This window comes from Bifidobacterium castoris (assembly GCF_003952025.1).
Classification (GTDB): domain Bacteria; phylum Actinomycetota; class Actinomycetes; order Actinomycetales; family Bifidobacteriaceae; genus Bifidobacterium; species Bifidobacterium castoris.
In genome coordinates, this window is sequence record NZ_QXGI01000001.1 from 486,353 (window position 1) to 503,037 (window position 16,685).

General features: G+C 63.1%; 15 protein-coding genes. 7 read left to right on the forward strand and 8 right to left on the reverse strand.

Annotated elements, in window-relative coordinates; translation table 11 throughout:
• Positions 1 to 17: 17 nt before the first annotated feature.
• Genes D2E22_RS10715 through D2E22_RS02200 form a run of 3 tightly spaced genes read right to left on the reverse strand, consistent with a single transcriptional unit; the run spans position 18 to position 2,223 of the window.
• Entirely contained in the window at positions 18 to 683 is a 666-nt protein-coding gene (locus tag D2E22_RS10715) for an alpha-amylase family protein (RefSeq protein ID WP_241218121.1), read from the reverse strand.
• Positions 671 to 1,534 (reverse strand): alpha-amylase family glycosyl hydrolase, encoded by an 864-nt coding sequence (locus tag D2E22_RS10720; protein WP_241218122.1) that lies wholly within the window; start codon positions 1,532 to 1,534, stop codon positions 671 to 673. Before D2E22_RS10720 ends, D2E22_RS10715 begins: the two co-directional genes overlap by 13 nt.
• 56 nt (positions 1,535 to 1,590) lie before the next feature.
• Complete coding sequence (locus tag D2E22_RS02200) at positions 1,591 to 2,223, reverse strand: gamma-glutamyl-gamma-aminobutyrate hydrolase family protein (protein ID WP_126031467.1); 633 nt, start codon at positions 2,221 to 2,223, stop codon at positions 1,591 to 1,593.
• A 222-nt stretch (positions 2,224 to 2,445) separates the two neighbouring features.
• Between D2E22_RS02200 and D2E22_RS02205 the strand changes: the two genes are divergently transcribed.
• From D2E22_RS02205 to D2E22_RS02215, 3 genes are all read left to right on the forward strand, one after another.
• Positions 2,446 to 3,378 carry a hypothetical protein gene (locus tag D2E22_RS02205; protein WP_126031468.1) on the forward strand — a complete coding sequence of 311 codons (933 nt, stop codon included), beginning with the start codon at positions 2,446 to 2,448 and terminating at the stop codon, positions 3,376 to 3,378.
• A 173-nt stretch (positions 3,379 to 3,551) separates the two neighbouring features.
• Entirely contained in the window at positions 3,552 to 4,478 is a 927-nt protein-coding gene (gene add / locus D2E22_RS02210; protein WP_241218123.1) for an adenosine deaminase, read from the forward strand.
• 117 nt (positions 4,479 to 4,595) lie between these two features.
• Positions 4,596 to 4,877 carry a chorismate mutase gene (locus D2E22_RS02215; protein ID WP_241218132.1) on the forward strand — a complete coding sequence of 94 codons (282 nt, stop codon included), beginning with the start codon at positions 4,596 to 4,598 and terminating at the stop codon, positions 4,875 to 4,877.
• Positions 4,878 to 4,896: 19 nt separating this feature from the next.
• Here the strand turns inward: D2E22_RS02215 and D2E22_RS02220 are convergent, their stop codons facing one another.
• Both D2E22_RS02220 and D2E22_RS02225 read right to left on the reverse strand, forming a co-directional pair.
• Entirely contained in the window at positions 4,897 to 6,090 is a 1,194-nt protein-coding gene (locus D2E22_RS02220; protein WP_126031471.1) for an ATP-binding protein, read from the reverse strand.
• 148 nt (positions 6,091 to 6,238) lie between these two features.
• Positions 6,239 to 6,637 (reverse strand): inorganic diphosphatase, encoded by a 399-nt coding sequence (locus D2E22_RS02225; protein ID WP_206431320.1) that lies wholly within the window; start codon positions 6,635 to 6,637, stop codon positions 6,239 to 6,241.
• 322 nt (positions 6,638 to 6,959) lie between these two features.
• On the opposite strand from D2E22_RS02225, the gene D2E22_RS02230 reads away from it, so the two are divergent.
• Positions 6,960 to 7,385, forward strand: coding sequence for a GntR family transcriptional regulator (locus tag D2E22_RS02230; RefSeq protein ID WP_126031472.1), 426 nt, complete (start codon positions 6,960 to 6,962; stop codon positions 7,383 to 7,385).
• Between the two features lies 1 nt (position 7,386).
• The gene (locus D2E22_RS02235; RefSeq protein WP_126031473.1) at positions 7,387 to 8,526 is read left to right on the forward strand and encodes a DUF1648 domain-containing protein; all 1,140 of its coding nucleotides are present in this window, start codon (positions 7,387 to 7,389) and stop codon (positions 8,524 to 8,526) included.
• 319 nt (positions 8,527 to 8,845) lie between these two features.
• Here the strand turns inward: D2E22_RS02235 and D2E22_RS02240 are convergent, their stop codons facing one another.
• From D2E22_RS02240 to guaA, 3 genes are all read right to left on the reverse strand, one after another.
• Positions 8,846 to 9,370 (reverse strand): P-loop NTPase family protein, encoded by a 525-nt coding sequence (locus tag D2E22_RS02240; protein ID WP_126031474.1) that lies wholly within the window; start codon positions 9,368 to 9,370, stop codon positions 8,846 to 8,848.
• Positions 9,371 to 9,423: 53 nt separating this feature from the next.
• Positions 9,424 to 9,969, reverse strand: coding sequence for an AAA family ATPase (locus tag D2E22_RS02245; RefSeq protein WP_126031475.1), 546 nt, complete (start codon positions 9,967 to 9,969; stop codon positions 9,424 to 9,426).
• A 133-nt stretch (positions 9,970 to 10,102) separates the two neighbouring features.
• Positions 10,103 to 11,665 (reverse strand): glutamine-hydrolyzing GMP synthase, encoded by a 1,563-nt coding sequence (gene guaA / locus D2E22_RS02250; protein ID WP_126031476.1) that lies wholly within the window; start codon positions 11,663 to 11,665, stop codon positions 10,103 to 10,105.
• Between the two features lie 517 nt (positions 11,666 to 12,182).
• Between guaA and D2E22_RS02255 the strand changes: the two genes are divergently transcribed.
• Both D2E22_RS02255 and pta read left to right on the forward strand, forming a co-directional pair.
• Positions 12,183 to 14,660, forward strand: a complete 2,478-nt coding sequence (locus D2E22_RS02255) for a phosphoketolase (RefSeq protein ID WP_126031477.1) — start codon at positions 12,183 to 12,185, stop codon at positions 14,658 to 14,660.
• Positions 14,661 to 14,909: 249 nt separating this feature from the next.
• Positions 14,910 to 16,589, forward strand: coding sequence for a phosphate acetyltransferase (gene pta, locus D2E22_RS02260; protein WP_126031478.1), 1,680 nt, complete (start codon positions 14,910 to 14,912; stop codon positions 16,587 to 16,589).
• Positions 16,590 to 16,685: the final 96 nt, after the last annotated feature.

A 16,685-nucleotide genomic window follows, 5' to 3' on the forward strand; every position in this document is an offset into this window, starting at 1 on the left:
CGCGCACGGCTCCGCTCTCATCCCTCGCCCAGCGCCGCACGCATCCCCTCGTAGTCGCCGGCGTCGATGTAGACCGCACACGCCCCGGCAGGGCAACGCAGCAGGCCGCGGCCGTTGACGTCGACGTCGGCCGAGGCCTGCGGATGACAGACGTCGACGAGCGTACGCGTCGCGAGCGCCGCATCGCGCACCTCGCGTTCGACCGCGACCTGCCCGGTGTTGAGCACAACGCACACCGGATGGCCGCCGCCCACGACCCAGCACAGCGAATGCGCGGTGTCCCCCGGCTGCCTCGCCACATCGTCGCCCAGCAGATGGGCGCGAATCCACACCATCCGCCTCAGCAGCGGCATCGGAGGTATGCGGTCATGAGGTATGCCGTAGTAGTCGCCGAGGAACACGCATGGCATCGCGCAGTCGCGCAGCAGGATGTACGCGTACGCCAACGGTTTGAACCAAGGGCTCACCCATGATTCGAGCGACTGTCCAGGCTGCGTATCGTGGTTGTCGACGAAGGTGCACGCATATGCCGGTTCGCGTCCGTGCAGCGTGCCCGCATCCAATCCGCGCAGATCGAAGCCGTCGGGGTTTTTCGAGGCCTGCTCGAAGCGGAAGTGGAGCGCGACGTCGAACAGCGTCATGCAGTGGCCGCAATCATGCAGGTAGGCGGTCAGCTCATCCACGTTCCCCGACCAGTATTCACCGACGGCGACGTCGGGATGGCTCCCATGCCGCCGCATCGTGCGCAGCCACGGTGCGAAGAACGTCGCGTCGATGCTTTTACGGCGTCGAGGCGGAAGCCGTCGACACCGGTCGTCTCGGTGTACCACACGCCCCAATCGGTCAATTCTCTGGCCACCGCGGGATCGTTGACGTCGACGTCATCGCCCATGATGTAGTCGAAGTTGCCGCGCTCATGGCTGACGTGGTCGCTCCACCGCTTGCCGTCGAAGTGCATGATACCGACGCTTCCGTCGTTCGCCGTGTAGTCGGTGCCGGTGAAGTCATGCCAGTCCCAGCGGAACGTCGAATACGCGCCGCCGCGCTCCGGAAAGTCGTAGACTGTATCGAGAGTGCGTTCAATCGCCGCGCCGTCGTTCACGGTGCGATCGTCGACGTCGACGACGTGCGCGGTGACCTGTTCCTCACCGTCGGCGCCCATCCTGTGGTTGAAGACGATGTCGGCGAGCACGCGCAGGCCGTGGCCGCGCAATGCGTGAATCGCGCCGAGGTAATCGCCGCGCGACCCGTATTTCGTTGGCACCGAACCTTTCGCACCGAATTCGCCGAGGTCATACATGTCGTAGACACCGTAGCCGACGTCCGCGTCGCCCGCCTGGCCTTTGTATGCCGGCGGCAGCCATGTCATCGTGAACCCGGCGGCGGCAAGGGCCTCCGCGTGTGCCCCGATCCAATTCCACAACCCGTGGTCGTCAGGCAGATACCATTCGAAGCATTGCAGCATCGTTTCGTGTTTCACCGTGCCAGCCGTCATATCCGTTTGTCCGTTCGTCGGTACCTGCGTGTGATCCATCGGATTCCATGCTAGCTGCGGCACACACCGCTACGCCCGTAGTTTGGTTCTGCGCGTCACCGCGCGCAGGCGGTGACGAACGAACGGAACAGTCGCCGGCTCGGCTCATCCACTGTGTAGAGGAACTCGGGATGCCATTGCACGGCACGCAAGTATGTGCCTGCTGGCCTGTCGATCGCCTCGACGAGGCCATCCTCGCTCACCGCCATCGCGGTAAGCCCCTCCCCTAACACGAGTATCGCCTGATGATGATAGCTGTTGACCGCGAGGTCGTCGACGCCGTGTTCGGCAAACAGTGGCGTCCCTGCTTCGAGGTGCACACCGTGCACGGGACGGTCGTATGGCGGTCGCTGATGATGGTCGATGTCGGAGTCGAATTCACTCGGAAGATACTGGTGCAACGTGCCGCCACACGCCACGTTCATGATATGCAGACCGCGGCATATGCCGAACACCGGTTTGTCGTGCTTGAGCGCGAGGCGCAGCAACGCGAGTTCCATCGTGTCGCGCGCGGCATTCGGCACGACGTTGTCGGACCTTGGTTCCTCCCCATATTGCCGTGGATCGACGTCATGCCCACCGGTCATCAACATCCCATCGCACATCGCGAAAATCTGCCGTATCTCATCATCATCCGTCGTCAACGCGGGCATGAACGGCACAGCGCCGGCTTCGCGCAGCGCATCCATATATCCGGGGCAGCATCCACAGGCTTTCGCGTTCGTCATCGACGAGCGGCATCACGGCAATCACGGGTTTCATTCACATCCTCCTCATGCTCGAATTGTCACAGCCGCATCCCAACCTATCCGGATTCGGCATACGGCCGGTGACGAGCCGATTACAGCCCTGTTTCGGATAGTGCGATGGATCATTCCCGCCACACCCTGTATCCTATGTATCCTATGGGCATGGAATCCACAGCACCGCAGCAGGAACCGATGCGCGAGGCAGCCGCGCGTTTCGTCGAACAGCACGCCCGTCCACTTGAACTCGCGCAATACCGCGTCTTCTTTGCCAAAGGCGACCCGAATGAAGTGGTCAACGCGCTGCTTCCATTCCAGAATGCCGATGGCGGCTTCGGCCATGCCCTCGAACCGGACAATTGGAATCCCGACTCCACACCGATCACCACGAACGATGCGTTGTTGCGGCTGTATGACGCCGGAGCGCTCGACCTCAATTCGGGCACCGCCAAGCACATCGCACAGTACCTGCTGTCTGGAGCGGAATTCGACGCTCACGCCATGCGATGGCGCTTCGCGGTCAGTGGCAATATCGACCATCCGCATGCCATCTGGTGGGAACGCCGCGGCGATGGCATCTTCGGGTGGAATCCCACGGTCTCGTTGGCCGCGTTCCTTGTCTGCATGCATGCGGAAGGCCCTTGGGAGGCATTGCTCACCGAGGCGTTCGATACGTTGGCGCAATCCGGCGCGTCTTCCGGGGATGAACTCACCTGCTTCATGTTCGCATGGGAATTGCTCACACGTGAGCAGATCGAAGGCATCATCGATGGTGAACGGGCACGTACCGCGATCATCCGCGCGATTGACGCCACCGTATGCCGCGACACCGCACGCTACAGCACCGAATATGTGACGACGCCCTCCACGTTCTTCCGCAGTGCCGACTCGCCGTTCCTCGTGGAGTCCTTCGCACCGTTCATTCAAGCCGAACTCGAGACACTGCCTGCACGGCAGGCTCCGGACGGCGGGTTCGACATCAGCTGGCAGTGGCATACCGATTACCCGGAGGCCTTCGCGCAGGCCCGCAATTGGTGGCGTCCTCGTGTCACATTGGACAAGCTCAGGTTCCTCACCGCGTTCCCGGACGGTGTATGAGGCTTCGGGACCGCGCTGGAGGAGCACGGAACAGGTAGAATATGTGAATCCGTATCCGATGCCGTCAGCGAACGAGGAATCATGGTGGATGAAGCAATGCAACAGGCGCCCGTGACAATACCGAACTGCACCTGCATATCGAAGGGACACTCGAACCGGATTTCGCGTTTGCGTTGGCCGAGCGCAACGGGGTCGCATTGCCGTGGACGAACATCGACGAGCTGAAGGCGCAGTACCGATTCGAAGACCTGCAGTCGTTCCTCGACCTCTACTATGCGTTGATGAAGACACTGAAGACGAAGGACGACTTCAAGGACCTCATGGTCGCCTATCTCACACGGGCGAACGCGGATGGGGTCAAGCACACCGAGGTTTTCTTCGATCCGCAGGTGCATGTATGCACGAATGGTTTAGATTTCAACATGGTGCTCGACGGCCTCCTTGAGGGAATGATGATCGGCCGCGAGCGCTTCGGCATCACCGGTGGCCTGATTCTGAGCATTGTGCGCGACATGGATATCGATTCAGCGGACATGATCCTCGATCTGGCGCAGCCGCGGAAAGACGAGATCCTCGGCATCGGCCTGGATTCAGCGGAAGTGGGCTATCCCCCGGCCCGCTTCGTCGAGCAATTCGCGCGGGCGCGGCGATTTGGCTGGCATTGCGTGGCGCATGCCGGCGAAGAGGGGCCGGCGGCGTATATTCGCGATGCACTTGATTTGCTGCATGCCGAGCGCATCGACCACGGCATTCATGTCCAAGATGACCATGAGCTGCTTGAGCGTGTCGTGCGCGATGGCGTTCCACTCACCTGCTGCCCGTTGTCGAACCTCAGGCTGCAGGTCGTACACGATATGCGCAAGCATCCAATTCCCCGTTTCCTGAACGAAGGGGTCACATGCACGATCAATTCGGACGATCCGGCGTACTTCGGCGGGTATGCCGCCGCGAACTACGCCGCGCTCGCCGACATCGGCATGTCGATGGAGGAGTTGGGGGCGCTCGCCGGCAACTCGATCGACGCGTCGTTCGCCTCGGATGACCGCAAGGCGCAGCTCCATGCGGAGCTTGCCGCGTGGCGCACGCGGCAAGCTCTCTGATCATTCCATGGAACCAATGATGACCAATCTCTCCTCCTCAGATACATTGATATATTCATTGACTGTTCCACAAATAGGAAGGACGATACCATTATGCAGTGCAGCAGTTTGGACGAAGTGCGTTCACACATCGATAACATCGATGACCAGATCATCGCATTGATCGGTGAACGCGGCCAATATGTCATGCAGGCGTCGGCGTTCAAGAAGGATGAGGAAGGCGTCCGCGACACCAATCGTGTGGAACAGGTCATCGCGAAGGTGCGAGGCAAGGCCGAGCGTTGCAGCGCGGATCCAGATATGGTCGAGGCGATCTATCGCGAGATGATCAGCCGATTCGTCATTATGGAGATGCACAAGTTCCATGACCACACATCACCGGCGACCACCGAGGGGTAAGAGGCAGCGCGCGCCATTATCACTCCTCGGTCTCATATGGTTCGACACGCACCGGCAACGCACGCTTGATATACGCATCCATACCGGGGACGGTGAACGCCACCTGACCCCGGCGCGGCGCATAGATCAATCCCAATTCGATGAGTTGGTTGCGCACGTTCGTCAACGAGGAGTTCGGCCGTCCAAGACGCCGGGCCACATCGGCGGTGTCCACCGCCTCGGTGCCAGCGGCGGCCATGGCCGCCATGTAATCGCGCCCCAATTCGCTTGCACGCTGCCAGCGGGAGACATAGAGACCGTGGTCCAAGGTACGCCACGCTTCCGGCAGGCCGCGTTCGACGGCGTCGATCGACATCGGGCTTGCATCCGCGGCGTCCCACGTGGCCGCACCATACGCCTGGATGAAATACGGGTATCCCATGCTGCGCTCCACCAGTTCGGACAACGCCGCATCATCGAACGACCTGCCCGCCTCCTGCGCCGGGTTCCGGAAGCCCAGGGCGCTCGCCTCCTCGGAGAGCGCTTCGAGCCGATGGTACGAGAACAGGCGTTCCGCATAGGAGCGCAGCCTCGTGAGCACCCCCGGAAGATTAGGCAATCCGGCGCCCACGATGAAGAACGGAAGGTCCTGCTGCCCCATGCGATGCTGGATGCCGATGAGCGTGCCAAGCACCTCATCGGACATCTCCTGCAATTCATCGACGAACATAAACAAGCCGCTCTTGCATTCCTTGAGCTGTTGCGACAGCTCCTCGACGAGCAGCTCCAAACGGTACGCGTCGGTCCGCACCTGTCCGTCCTGGGATTGCGTCCCCACCGTCGCTTTGATGATGCCGAAATCGAACGACAGATCCTTCACATATGAGAACGCGTTCTTCAACGCCTCGCGCAACGCGCGGTCGCGCATGCGCTGCGTGGCCATCATCAATTCATGGAAGACGGCATCGTATTCCTTGCGCGCGTCACCGTTCGCCTCGCATTGCACAACCATCATGCCATGCGAGCGCGCCTGCTTCGCGAACTGCAGCAGCAGCACCGTCTTGCCCATGCCCCGCAGACCGCTGTAGATCACGCCCCGATCGACGAATCCCAGCTCGGTACGCACGAGCAGCTGCTCCATGCGCTCCATGTCGGCGTCGCGTCCGACAAGATCACGCGGCAGCTTGCCCGATCCCGGCCGGAACGGATTCAATGCCTTCGTGGAAACATCCATGCAGCCTCCTCTCACACAGCACACCAGTCGTATATCATTTCATTACGATATATCACCTTGTATTCAATCATATTAACCTGTATGCATGCATATCGCACTAGGTGAAGGTGCTCCAGCCGTCATGCATCGACGGCGCATCCACGTCACCTCACAGCCGCAGCGGATACCTGCGAACGAGGACGCCTTTCATATTCTCTGTCGCATTGTGCATGTCGAAGATGAGCCGCTTCTCCTCTTCGCTGCAATCAATCAGGATCTTGATCTCCGAATCTCTTTTCACCAGATCCGCCCCACAGATGATCGCATCGATGCCGCACGACGCCGTCCCCACCCACACGTCGACCCCGTCTCCATCCATCGACTCCGTATCGCGCAGATATCCATAATCAACCGGATAGACGGAGTCGGGGTACCGCGGGTGGCCTGTCCCCTTGGGCCTGTCGATCACTATCGTCGACGTGGAGGCCAATTCATCCAGAATCCTCCAGTACCCATCATCCCCCATGGGATCGGCGTCTCGTCCCTCCCTTCCCCCGATCACCCTCATCTTCCGTTTCCCCTCCTCGTGTCATGCAGAGAGTCCGCATATGCATGACGAAACCATTCGACGGCCGGCGCCCCGACAGGGCGAGCCCGTTCACAATGATGCCCGATATGTCACGCAACGGCAACATGATGGACGCCCCGGGCATGCTCCCGCCCGCCCCCATTCGAGACCGCGCGGTGGGCGATGTTCAGTTTGCGCACCAACTACAGCCGAGTCAGATCCCTCGTCTCGCGGCGACCGACAAGGATCACGTTTTGTTCTAGACGAACTAACACAATACTCGTTTCTTTGTTATAGTCAAGATATAACAAAAGGAGACGAGATGCTGCTCACCATCGACAAGACCTCGCACGAACCCCTGTACCAGCAGATCTACCGACAGATCGTCGCAGGCATCGCCACACGCGCGTTGCACCCCGCGGACCCATTGCCCACAGTGCGCGCACTGGCCGGCGACCTCGGCATCAACATGCACACCGTGCACAAGGCCTACACGCTGCTCAAGGACGACGGGTACATCACGATGAGGGGCCGCGCCGGCGCAGCGGTCGCCGAACCCGACCCGGGCAACGACGCCGAACAGGACGCCCCCGCACGGCGCATGCTGGAGGAACTGCATGCGCTCGCGCTCGCCTACCGCGCCCGAGGCCGCTCGATGAGCGAGTTCCTCGACGACGCCGCCTCGCAGGCGGCCCAGGCCTACGCCTCCACGACCGGACCCACAACACGACTAGCAAAGGCACAATGACATGCAGACCTCAACCACCACCCTTCTGCTCATCCTGAGCGCGTTCATCCCGGTATTCGGCGTCATATTGGCGATCACACCGTATCTGATGCCGTCCGGCGAATGCTTCGCCGTCACGATCCCCTCGGCGCGGTCGCACGACCGCACACTCGTCGGATACCGGCGCATGTATTGCGGCATCATGGTCGCGTGCACCACCGCCGTGACCGCCGCATGCATGGTCGCGGCGCGCCTCAACCCGGATCACGCCTTCCTGCCGTGCTTCATCATCGGCCTGCCTGCACTCTTCATCCTCGGGTACGCGCTCATGCTCGTATTCCGTGTCAAGGTGCAGCACGTCAAACAGGAACGCGGCTGGCATGCGGAGCAGCGCCGCGCAGTGGCGATCATCGGTTCGGACGGCAATGTTCCTCACCCCATCTCGATGTGGTGGAACCTGCTGTACGTCCCGGTCTTCGCATTGACGCTCGCCATCGGATACGCCGGATACGACCGCATGCCGGAGCGCATCCCGCTGCAGGTGAACCTCAGCGGGCAGGTGACGCGCTCGATGGCGAAGTCGCCGATGGCCATCTGGCTTCCGGTCCTGATGTTCGGCCTGATCTCGCTGGCGCTCGTGTGCTCGCAATACGTCATCGCGCACTCCAAGAAAGGCATCGACCCTAACGATCCGCGGCGCAGCGCCCTCGCCTATGGGCTGTATGCCCGGGCATGGAGCGTCTTCACGCTGATAACGGGGCTCATCGTGTGCATGCTCGCCCCGGTCATGGAACTTACCTTCACCGGAGTCATCGCTTCACGGCAGGCGATGATCATCGTGCTCAATGTGCTGATCATCGCCATCGGCGGCAGCGCGACCCTCAGCGTCATGCTCGGACAGAACGGCCGCAGGATCCCGCTCGGAACGCACGACGGCGCAGGCATGCCGTACGACGACGGCGCAGGCATGCCGTACGACGACGACGCGCATTGGAAACTGGGGGTGTTCTACATCGACCATGACGACGCGAGCGTTTTCGTCCCCAGGCGCTTCGGCGTCGGATGGACCGTCAACCTCGGCCGTCCCGCCACATGGATCATGCTCGCGATCCTCACCGCGCTCATCGTCGGCGCCCTCGCCGCCGTCATGATGCTCGCGTGAGCCGGATGCGACCCTGCCGCACCATGACCCAATGGACGTGCATGGCGACGACGCCATGATGGATGGACCCCTCCATCTTGCACTTCGCCCGAACGAGAAGCCGGGGATCGCACCGCTGCTGTTCGGATCGTCGGATTCGGGGCTACGGCAGGGCGGCTGACCGCCGGAGCACGACCATCGCCTTCACCTCAGGCTATGACGACGCATCTCTTATCCCTTCCACCTGCGCGGCCCGCGGATCCGACGACCGCGCTCGCCGCGGTGCGCGCTCACCGCCTGCATGAAGCCGTCGACGAGCGGCCGACGCGGACGCGGCCGATCAGACCCGCGCCTCTAATCGCCCATATCGCGCGCGCACCGTGGCGAGCGCCGCCTCGCATTCGTCACGTGAGCGCAATACATGCACCCGCACGCCGCGCCCGGCCGCATCGTCGAGCATGCGGACGATTCGCGGGCGCAGAACCCTGGGGAAGTCGACGATGCACCTCCTGAACCCCTCGTCGAACTCATGCTCCGTCCATGGCATGTCCTCGCGACGCCCGCCGATGCGCGCCTCGACGCCGGCGAGACACGTCTCGGTCGGCATATAGAGGAAGAACACGGTGTCGCAGCGGGCTAGGCGCCGTTCCAGCGTCCTCGCATAGTTGCCGTCGACGATCCACGAGTCGTCCTCGAGGATACGCCCCAGCCTCATGTCGAATTCGTCACGGGTGACCGTCGTCATGTCCGGCTTGTGCCACAGCATGTCCAGATAGTGCAGCGACAAGCCGGTCGCATCGCACAGCCGGCGCGCGAAGGTGCTTTTGCCCGATCCCGGGCAGCCGACGACCAATACGCGCCTCATCGGCCAAGCCGACGGCACGCCCGGCGTGTCCGCATGCCCCGCCTCCCCCGCCGTCACGGCTCCTCCGTCCCGAGGTCCGCGGCGAAGTCGAGATTGACGTCGACGTCGTAGTCGGCGTCGACGAGCAGGACGTCGACGCCGTGCGCGCGGGCCTGCGCGAGCGTGCGCGCGTTGTCGTCGATGACGCGCTCCATCGTGCAAGACGAGTCGTCGATACGCCGCTCGATGACGTTCGCGTAGCGCAGGACGTCGTCGAAATGCGCGCGGATGTAGCGTTCGCTCAGCACGATGCAGCGGCAGCGTATGTGCGCAAGGTAACGCGGCTCGAAATCGCGCGCCCAGTCGAACGGGATATAGCAGCCTTCGACGATGAGATGCTGCCCGTTCTCGATGGCGGTCTTGACCATCTCGCGCACGATCGGCCACAGGTAGTCGGTGAGCGCGGCGTCGTCCTCGGGCGTCAGCGGCGTACGGCCGGCGCGGATCAGACCCATCTTCAGATGGTCGATCGACAGGTACGGGTAGCCGTGGCGTTCGAGCAGCCGCTGCGCGAGCGCCGTCTTGCCGGCATGCGACGCGCCGGCGATCAGGATGATCATCGGGGGCACCTTTCACAGGTCATGGGAGGAGACGAGAGGACGACAACGGGCGGCATCCGCCGAATCCGAGACTCGACGGGCGCCGCCCGTAAGGAAGGACGTCACGGAAGCGACGACCGCACAATCGGCGGCCTCACTCCCATTCGATCGTCGCCGGCGGCTTCGATGTGCAGTCGAGCACGACGCGGTTGATCTGGCGGCATTCGTTCGTGATACGCGTCGAGATCGTCGCGAGCACGTCGTACGGCACGCGCGACCAGTCGGCGGTCATCGCGTCCTCGGAGCTGACCGGGCGCAGCACGATCGGCGAGCCGTAGGTGCGCTCATCGCCCTGCACGCCCACGGAATGCACGTCGGCGAGCAGCACGACCGGGCACTGCCAGATGTCGCGGTCGAGGCCGGCCTTCGACAGCTCCTCGCGCGCGATCGCGTCGGCGTCGCGCAGCACGTCGAGGCGCTCCTTCGTGATCTCGCCGATGATGCGGATGCCCAGTCCCGGCCCCGGGAACGGCTGACGCCAGACGATCTCGTCGGGCAGACCGAGCTCGGTGCCGATGGCGCGCACCTCGTCCTTGAACAGCGAACGCAGCGGCTCGATGAGTTCGAACTTGATGTCGTCGGGCAGTCCGCCGACGTTGTGGTGGGACTTGATGTTCGACGCGCCGTCGCCGCCGCCGGACTCGACGACGTCCGGGTAGAGCGTGCCCTGCACGAGGAAGCGTACCTCCTTGCCTTGGGCGCCCGCCTCCTCGATCACCTGACGCTGCGCCTTCTCGAAGGTGCGGATGAATTTCTCGCCGATGATCTTGCGCTTCGTCTCGGGGTCGGAGACGCCCCTCAACGCATCGAGGAAGTCCTTCGAGGCGTCGACGGCGATGAGCTTGATGCCGGTCGCGGCGACGAAGTCGTGCTTGACCTGCTCGGCCTCGCCTTTGCGCAGCAGGCCGTGGTCGACGAAGACGCAGGTGAGCTGGTCGCCGATCGCGCGATGCACGAGCGCGGCGGCCACGGCGGAGTCGACGCCGCCGGACAGGCCGCAGATGACCTGCGCATCGCCGACCTTCCCGCGGATCGCCTCGACCTGCTCGTCGATAATGTTCTTCGCGTTCCAGTCGTTCGGGATGCCGGCGCACTTGTGCAGGAAGTTCTCGATGAGGTCCTGGCCGAGCGGCGTGTGGCAAACCTCGGGGTGCCACTGCACGCCGTAGAGACTGCGGGAGTCGTCCTCCATCGCGGCGACGGGCGCGCCCTCGGTGTGCGCGAGGACCTTGAATCCCTCCGGAGCCTTGTTCACGGCGACGCCGTGGCTCATCCACGTCGTCTGCAGCGACGGCGAGCCGTCGAGTATGCCACCGGCGTCGTCGACGACGGCCTCGGTCTTGCCGTATTCGCCGAGCGCGGCCTTGTCCACGTCGCCGCCGAGCTCATGGGCCATCACCTGGAACCCGTAGCAGATGCCGAGCACCGGCACGCCGGCGTCGAAGACCTTCGGATCGATCGTCGGGGCGCCGGGTTCGTAGACGGATGCGGGGCCGCCGGACAGGATGATCGCCGAGGGCTTCTTGGCGAGCATCTCGTCGACGGGCATCGAATGCGGGACCAGCTCGGAATACACATTGGCCTCACGTACGCGGCGTGCGATGAGCTGCGCGTACTGGGCGCCGAAATCAACGACGAGGACAGGACCGGTTGCCATACAACTCCCTTTGATGGACGGATTGCGCTCTTACGGGCATTACACCATAGATATTGTGCTGCCGCGAGGAGACATTGGCCGCACCCTGGGCCCGAACCGGCCGTGCCGGCACGGGGGCGCCCGCGGATGCGCGCGGCACCGCCCTGAAGCGTTCAAGCGCGTACGGCGCAGGGGATGCGGACCCGGACTGACGGCCGGATGCAACACGCCGCGATCCGCGCACGGAATCGAACGGCCAAGAAATCCAGAATCAGCTGAAACACCAATGATTCCAATGATTCCCAGCATTGTTCACTCATCGGCCGAATTCACATTTCACCGGCAAAATCTTCCAAAATGCGTAAGAAATCTAACATTTTCACTCACACCTAACCAAAAGAACGCAAAACGTCAGCAAGTCCGCGTAACATGTTCCTCGACCGGACGCGGGGTCCCATCCTCATGAAGGGGCATGCGGACCCTGCGTCCTCACTGAAAAAATCAATCGCACACTATGTGCAGGAGTACAGGAGTACACATGACAAATCCTGTTATTGGCACCCCGTGGCAGAAGCTGGATCGTCCGGTTTCCGAAGAAGCCATCGAAGGCATGGACAAGTACTGGCGCGTCACCAACTACATGTCCATCGGCCAGATCTATCTGCGTAGCAACCCGCTGATGAAGGAACCCTTCACCCGCGACGACGTCAAGCACCGTCTGGTCGGCCACTGGGGCACCACCCCGGGCCTGAACTTCCTTCTGGCCCACATCAACCGCCTCATCGCCGACCACCAGCAGAACACCGTGTTCATCATGGGCCCGGGCCATGGTGGCCCGGCCGGCACCGCCCAGTCCTACGTTGACGGCACCTACACCGAGTACTACCCAAACATCACCAAGGACGAGGCCGGCCTGCAGAAGTTCTTCCGCCAGTTCTCCTACCCGGGCGGCATCCCGTCGCACTTCGCCCCGGAGACCCCGGGCTCGATCCACGAAGGCGGCGAGCTCGGCTACGCGCTCTCCCACGCCTACGGCGCGATCATGAACAACCCGAGCCTGTTCGTCCCGTGCATCATCGGCGACGGTGAGGCCGAAACCGGCCCGCTGGCCACCGGCTGGCAGTCCAACAAGCTCGTCAACCCGCGCACCGACGGCATCGTCCTTCCGATCCTGCACCTCAACGGCTACAAGATCGCGAACCCGACGATCCTCGCCCGCATCTCCGACGAGGAGCTGCACGACTTCTTCCGCGGCATGGGTTACCACCCGTACGAGTTCGTCGCCGGCTTCGACAACGAGGACCACATGTCGATCCACCGCCGCTTCGCCGAGCTCTTCGAGACCATCTTCGACGAGATCTGCGATATCAAGGCAGCGGCCCAGACCGACGACATGACCCGTCCGTTCTACCCGATGCTCATCTTCCGCACCCCGAAGGGCTGGACCTGCCCGAAGTTCATCGACGGCAAGAAGACCGAAGGCTCCTGGCGTGCGCACCAGGTCCCGCTGGCCTCCGCCCGCGACACCGAGGAGCACTTCGAAGTCCTCAAGGGCTGGATGGAATCCTACAAGCCGGAGGAGCTCTTCAACGCCGACGGCTCGATCAAGGACGACGTCACCGCGTTCATGCCGAAGGGCGATCTGCGCATCGGCGCCAACCCGAACGCCAACGGCGGCCGCATCCGTGAGGACCTCAAGCTCCCCGAGCTCGATCAGTACGAGATCACCGGCGTCAAGGAGTACGGCCATGGCTGGGGCCAGGTCGAGGCTCCGCGCTCGCTCGGCGCGTACTGCCGCGACATCATCAAGAACAACCCGGATTCGTTCCGCATCTTCGGACCGGACGAGACCGCATCCAACCGTCTGAACGCGACCTATGAGGTCACGAAGAAGCAGTGGGACAACGGCTACCTGTCCGCTCTGGTCGACGAGAACATGGCCGTCACCGGCCAGGTCGTCGAGCAGCTTTCCGAGCATCAGTGCGAAGGCTTCCTCGAGGCCTACCTGCTCACCGGCCGTCACGGCATCTGGAGCTCCTACGAGTCCTTCGTCCACGTCATCGATTCGATGCTCAACCAGCATGCGAAGTGGCTTGAGGCGACCGTCCGCGAGATCCCGTGGCGCAAGCCGATCTCCTCGGTCAACCTGCTCGTCTCCTCGCACGTGTGGCGTCAGGATCACAACGGCTTCTCGCATCAGGATCCGGGTGTCACCTCGGTCCTGATCAACAAGACGTTCAACAACGACCACGTGACGAACATCTACTTCGCGACCGACGCCAACATGCTGCTCGCGATCTCCGAGAAGTGCTTCAAGTCGACCAACAAGATCAACGCGATCTTCGCCGGCAAGCAGCCGGCTCCGACCTGGATCACCCTCGACGAGGCTCGCGCCGAGCTCGAGGCCGGCGCCGCCGAGTGGAAGTGGGCTTCGAACGCCAAGAGCAACGACGAGGTCCAGGTCGTCCTCGCCGCCGCCGGCGACGTTCCGACGCAGGAGATCATGGCCGCTTCCGACGCCCTGAACAAGGAAGGCATCAAGTTCAAGGTCGTCAACGTCGTTGACCTCCTGAAGCTGCAGTCCCCGGAGAACAACGACGAAGCCATGTCCAACGAGGACTTCGCCGATCTCTTCACCGCCGACAAGCCGGTCCTGTTCGCGTACCACTCCTATGCCCAGGACGTCCGCGGCCTCATCTACGACCGCCCGAACCACGACAACTTCCACGTCGTCGGCTACAAGGAGCAGGGCTCCACGACCACGCCGTTCGACATGGTCCGCGTCAACGACATGGATCGCTACGCGCTCGAAGCTCAGGCTCTCGAGCTGATCGACGCCGACAAGTACGCCGACAAGATCAACGAGCTCAACGAGTTCCGCAAGAAGGCGTTCCAGTTCGCGGTCGACAACGGCTACGACATCCCGGAGTTCACCGACTGGGTGTACCCGGACGTCAAGGTCGACGAGACGCAGATGCTCTCCGCCACCGCGGCCACCGCGGGCGACAACGAGTGAGTCCCCTTTCAGGACTGACATCGTCTAGTCGATAGGAACGGGGATCCGGACATCACTCCGGATCCCCGTTCTTCGTATTGCGCAGGTGTTATCTAGCTCACATTTGCGCCCGGTGTGCGCGCGCCGGGCGGCCTGCGCGCATCGCCGCTGGGTAGAATGGTCGCTTGTGAACAACGTCGTCACGCTGCCCGCCGGCGCCACGCCGATCCAGGGCATCCCCGCACTTGCAAACCGCAGAAGGAGCGAACAGTGAGCCTCAAGAACGTCAGCATCCTCAGCCCGAATCCCGGCAACGGACGCAACGCCGTCGCGCTCGGAGTCGTCAACGCACTCTCCAGGCATCTGAGCACCAGCATCTTCCGTCCCGCCGTCTCCCCTGACGAGACCTTCACCGACACGCTGCTCAAGTACACGTCATCGGGCCAGACGCATGCGCAGGCCGTCGGCGTCACGCTGCAAACGGCGCGGCTGCGCAAGAAGGAGGCACGCGAGCAGATCGTCGCCAACTTCATCGACACGAACGCCGTGCTCAGGTCGCAGGCGCGCGTCATCGTCGGCTCCGACAAGACCAAGGTCGGCGACCCCGAACGCTTCTCGTTCAACGCGGACGTCTCCGCGGATCTGCAGTCGCCGGTCCTGCTCACCGTGTGCACGATCGGGCGTACGCCCGACGAGGTGCTCGAGACGATCGAATCATGCTCCGAGGTCATCACGAACGCGGGCACCAAGGTCATCGGCGTCTTCGTCACCGGCTGCAAGGACGACCAGGCGTCGACGCTCAAGGAGTACTTCAAGGACTACGCCGTGCGCGTGTGGACGCTGCCGTTCATCGACCTGTCCGACCTGTCGCACGCCGACGACGCGATCGCGCTGTTCGACGAGCACGTCCCCGAACACGAGCTGATGGAGACGCTCGACTCCCCCTTCGTGCCGCCGACGACGCCCTACGCGTTCCAGTACGACCTGCTCGCGCGCGCGAAGGCGGACCGCAAGACGATCGTGCTGCCGGAAGGCTCGGACGACCGCATCATCCAGGCCGCCGACTACCTGCTGCAGTCCGACGTCTGCGACCTCATCATCATCGGCGAGCAGGACGACATCCTCGAGCGCGGCCGTAGGCTCGGCCTGCGTTCCCTCGACAAGGCGCGCTTCCAGTCGATGGATGACGAGCAGCTGCTCGCCGTCATGATCAATCGGCTGTGCGAGCTGCGCGCGAAGAAGGGCATGACGCCCGACGTGGCGCGCAAGACGCTGAGGGACCCGAACTACTTCGGCACGATGCTCGTCGTGCTCGGACAGGCCGACGGCCTCGTCTCCGGCGCGATCAGCTCGACGGCGAACACGGTGCGTCCGGCGCTGCAGCTCATCAAGACGAAGCCCGGCATCAAGTCGGTGTCCGGCGCGTTCCTCATGTGCCTCAAGGACCATGTCTCGGTCTTCGCCGACTGCGCGATCAACCTCGACCCCGATCCCGAACAGCTCGCGGACATCGCGCTGCAGTCGGCGCAGACGGCGAAGGCCTTCTCCGTCGAGCCGCGCATCGGCATGCTCTCCTACTCGACGCTCGGTTCGGGCAAGGGCCCGGACGTCGATCTGGTCGACGCGGCAACGAACATCGTCAGGCAGAAGGCGCCCGATCTCGAACTCGTCGGCCCGATCCAGTTCGACGCGGCATGGTCGCCCGAGGTGGCCTCCGTCAAGGTCGCCGGCAACCCGGTGGCCGGACGCGTCACCGTCTTCGTGTTCCCCGATCTCGATTCGGGCAACATCTGCTACAAGGCGGTGCAGCGCACGGCGAACGCCGTCGCGATCGGACCGATCCTGCAGGGCCTGAACAAGCCGGTGAACGACCTGTCCCGCGGCGCCCTCGTTCAGGACATCATCAATACGATCGCGCTGACCGCGATCGAAGCCCAGCAGAACGACTGAGCGCCCCGCCCCATGGCATGCCGCCCGTAGAGGGACACCCCCCTACGGGCTTCTTCATATCCGGCTGCATCACGCCCCTGTCTCTTATACACATCT

Bases quoted from the DNA above. Each gene is read 5' to 3' on its own strand.
- D2E22_RS02200 (WP_126031467.1), bottom strand. From the start codon at position 2,223: ATGGATGCGCTGCGCGAAGCCGGCGCTGTGCCGTTCATGCCCGCGTTG.
- D2E22_RS02220 (WP_126031471.1), bottom strand. From the start codon at position 6,090: ATGGATGTTTCCACGAAGGCATTGAATCCGTTCCGGCCGGGATCGGGC.
- D2E22_RS02230 (WP_126031472.1), top strand. From the start codon at position 6,960: ATGCTGCTCACCATCGACAAGACCTCGCACGAACCCCTGTACCAGCAG.
- D2E22_RS02235 (WP_126031473.1), top strand. From the start codon at position 7,387: ATGCAGACCTCAACCACCACCCTTCTGCTCATCCTGAGCGCGTTCATC.
- guaA (WP_126031476.1), bottom strand. From the start codon at position 11,665: ATGGCAACCGGTCCTGTCCTCGTCGTTGATTTCGGCGCCCAGTACGCG.
- D2E22_RS02245 (WP_126031475.1), bottom strand. From the start codon at position 9,969: ATGATCATCCTGATCGCCGGCGCGTCGCATGCCGGCAAGACGGCGCTC.
- D2E22_RS02255 (WP_126031477.1), top strand. From the start codon at position 12,183: ATGACAAATCCTGTTATTGGCACCCCGTGGCAGAAGCTGGATCGTCCG.
- D2E22_RS02205 (WP_126031468.1), top strand. From the start codon at position 2,446: ATGGAATCCACAGCACCGCAGCAGGAACCGATGCGCGAGGCAGCCGCG.
- D2E22_RS02240 (WP_126031474.1), bottom strand. From the start codon at position 9,370: ATGAGGCGCGTATTGGTCGTCGGCTGCCCGGGATCGGGCAAAAGCACC.
- D2E22_RS02225 (WP_206431320.1), bottom strand. From the start codon at position 6,637: ATGAGGGTGATCGGGGGAAGGGAGGGACGAGACGCCGATCCCATGGGG.
- D2E22_RS10720 (WP_241218122.1), bottom strand. From the start codon at position 1,534: ATGGATCACACGCAGGTACCGACGAACGGACAAACGGATATGACGGCT.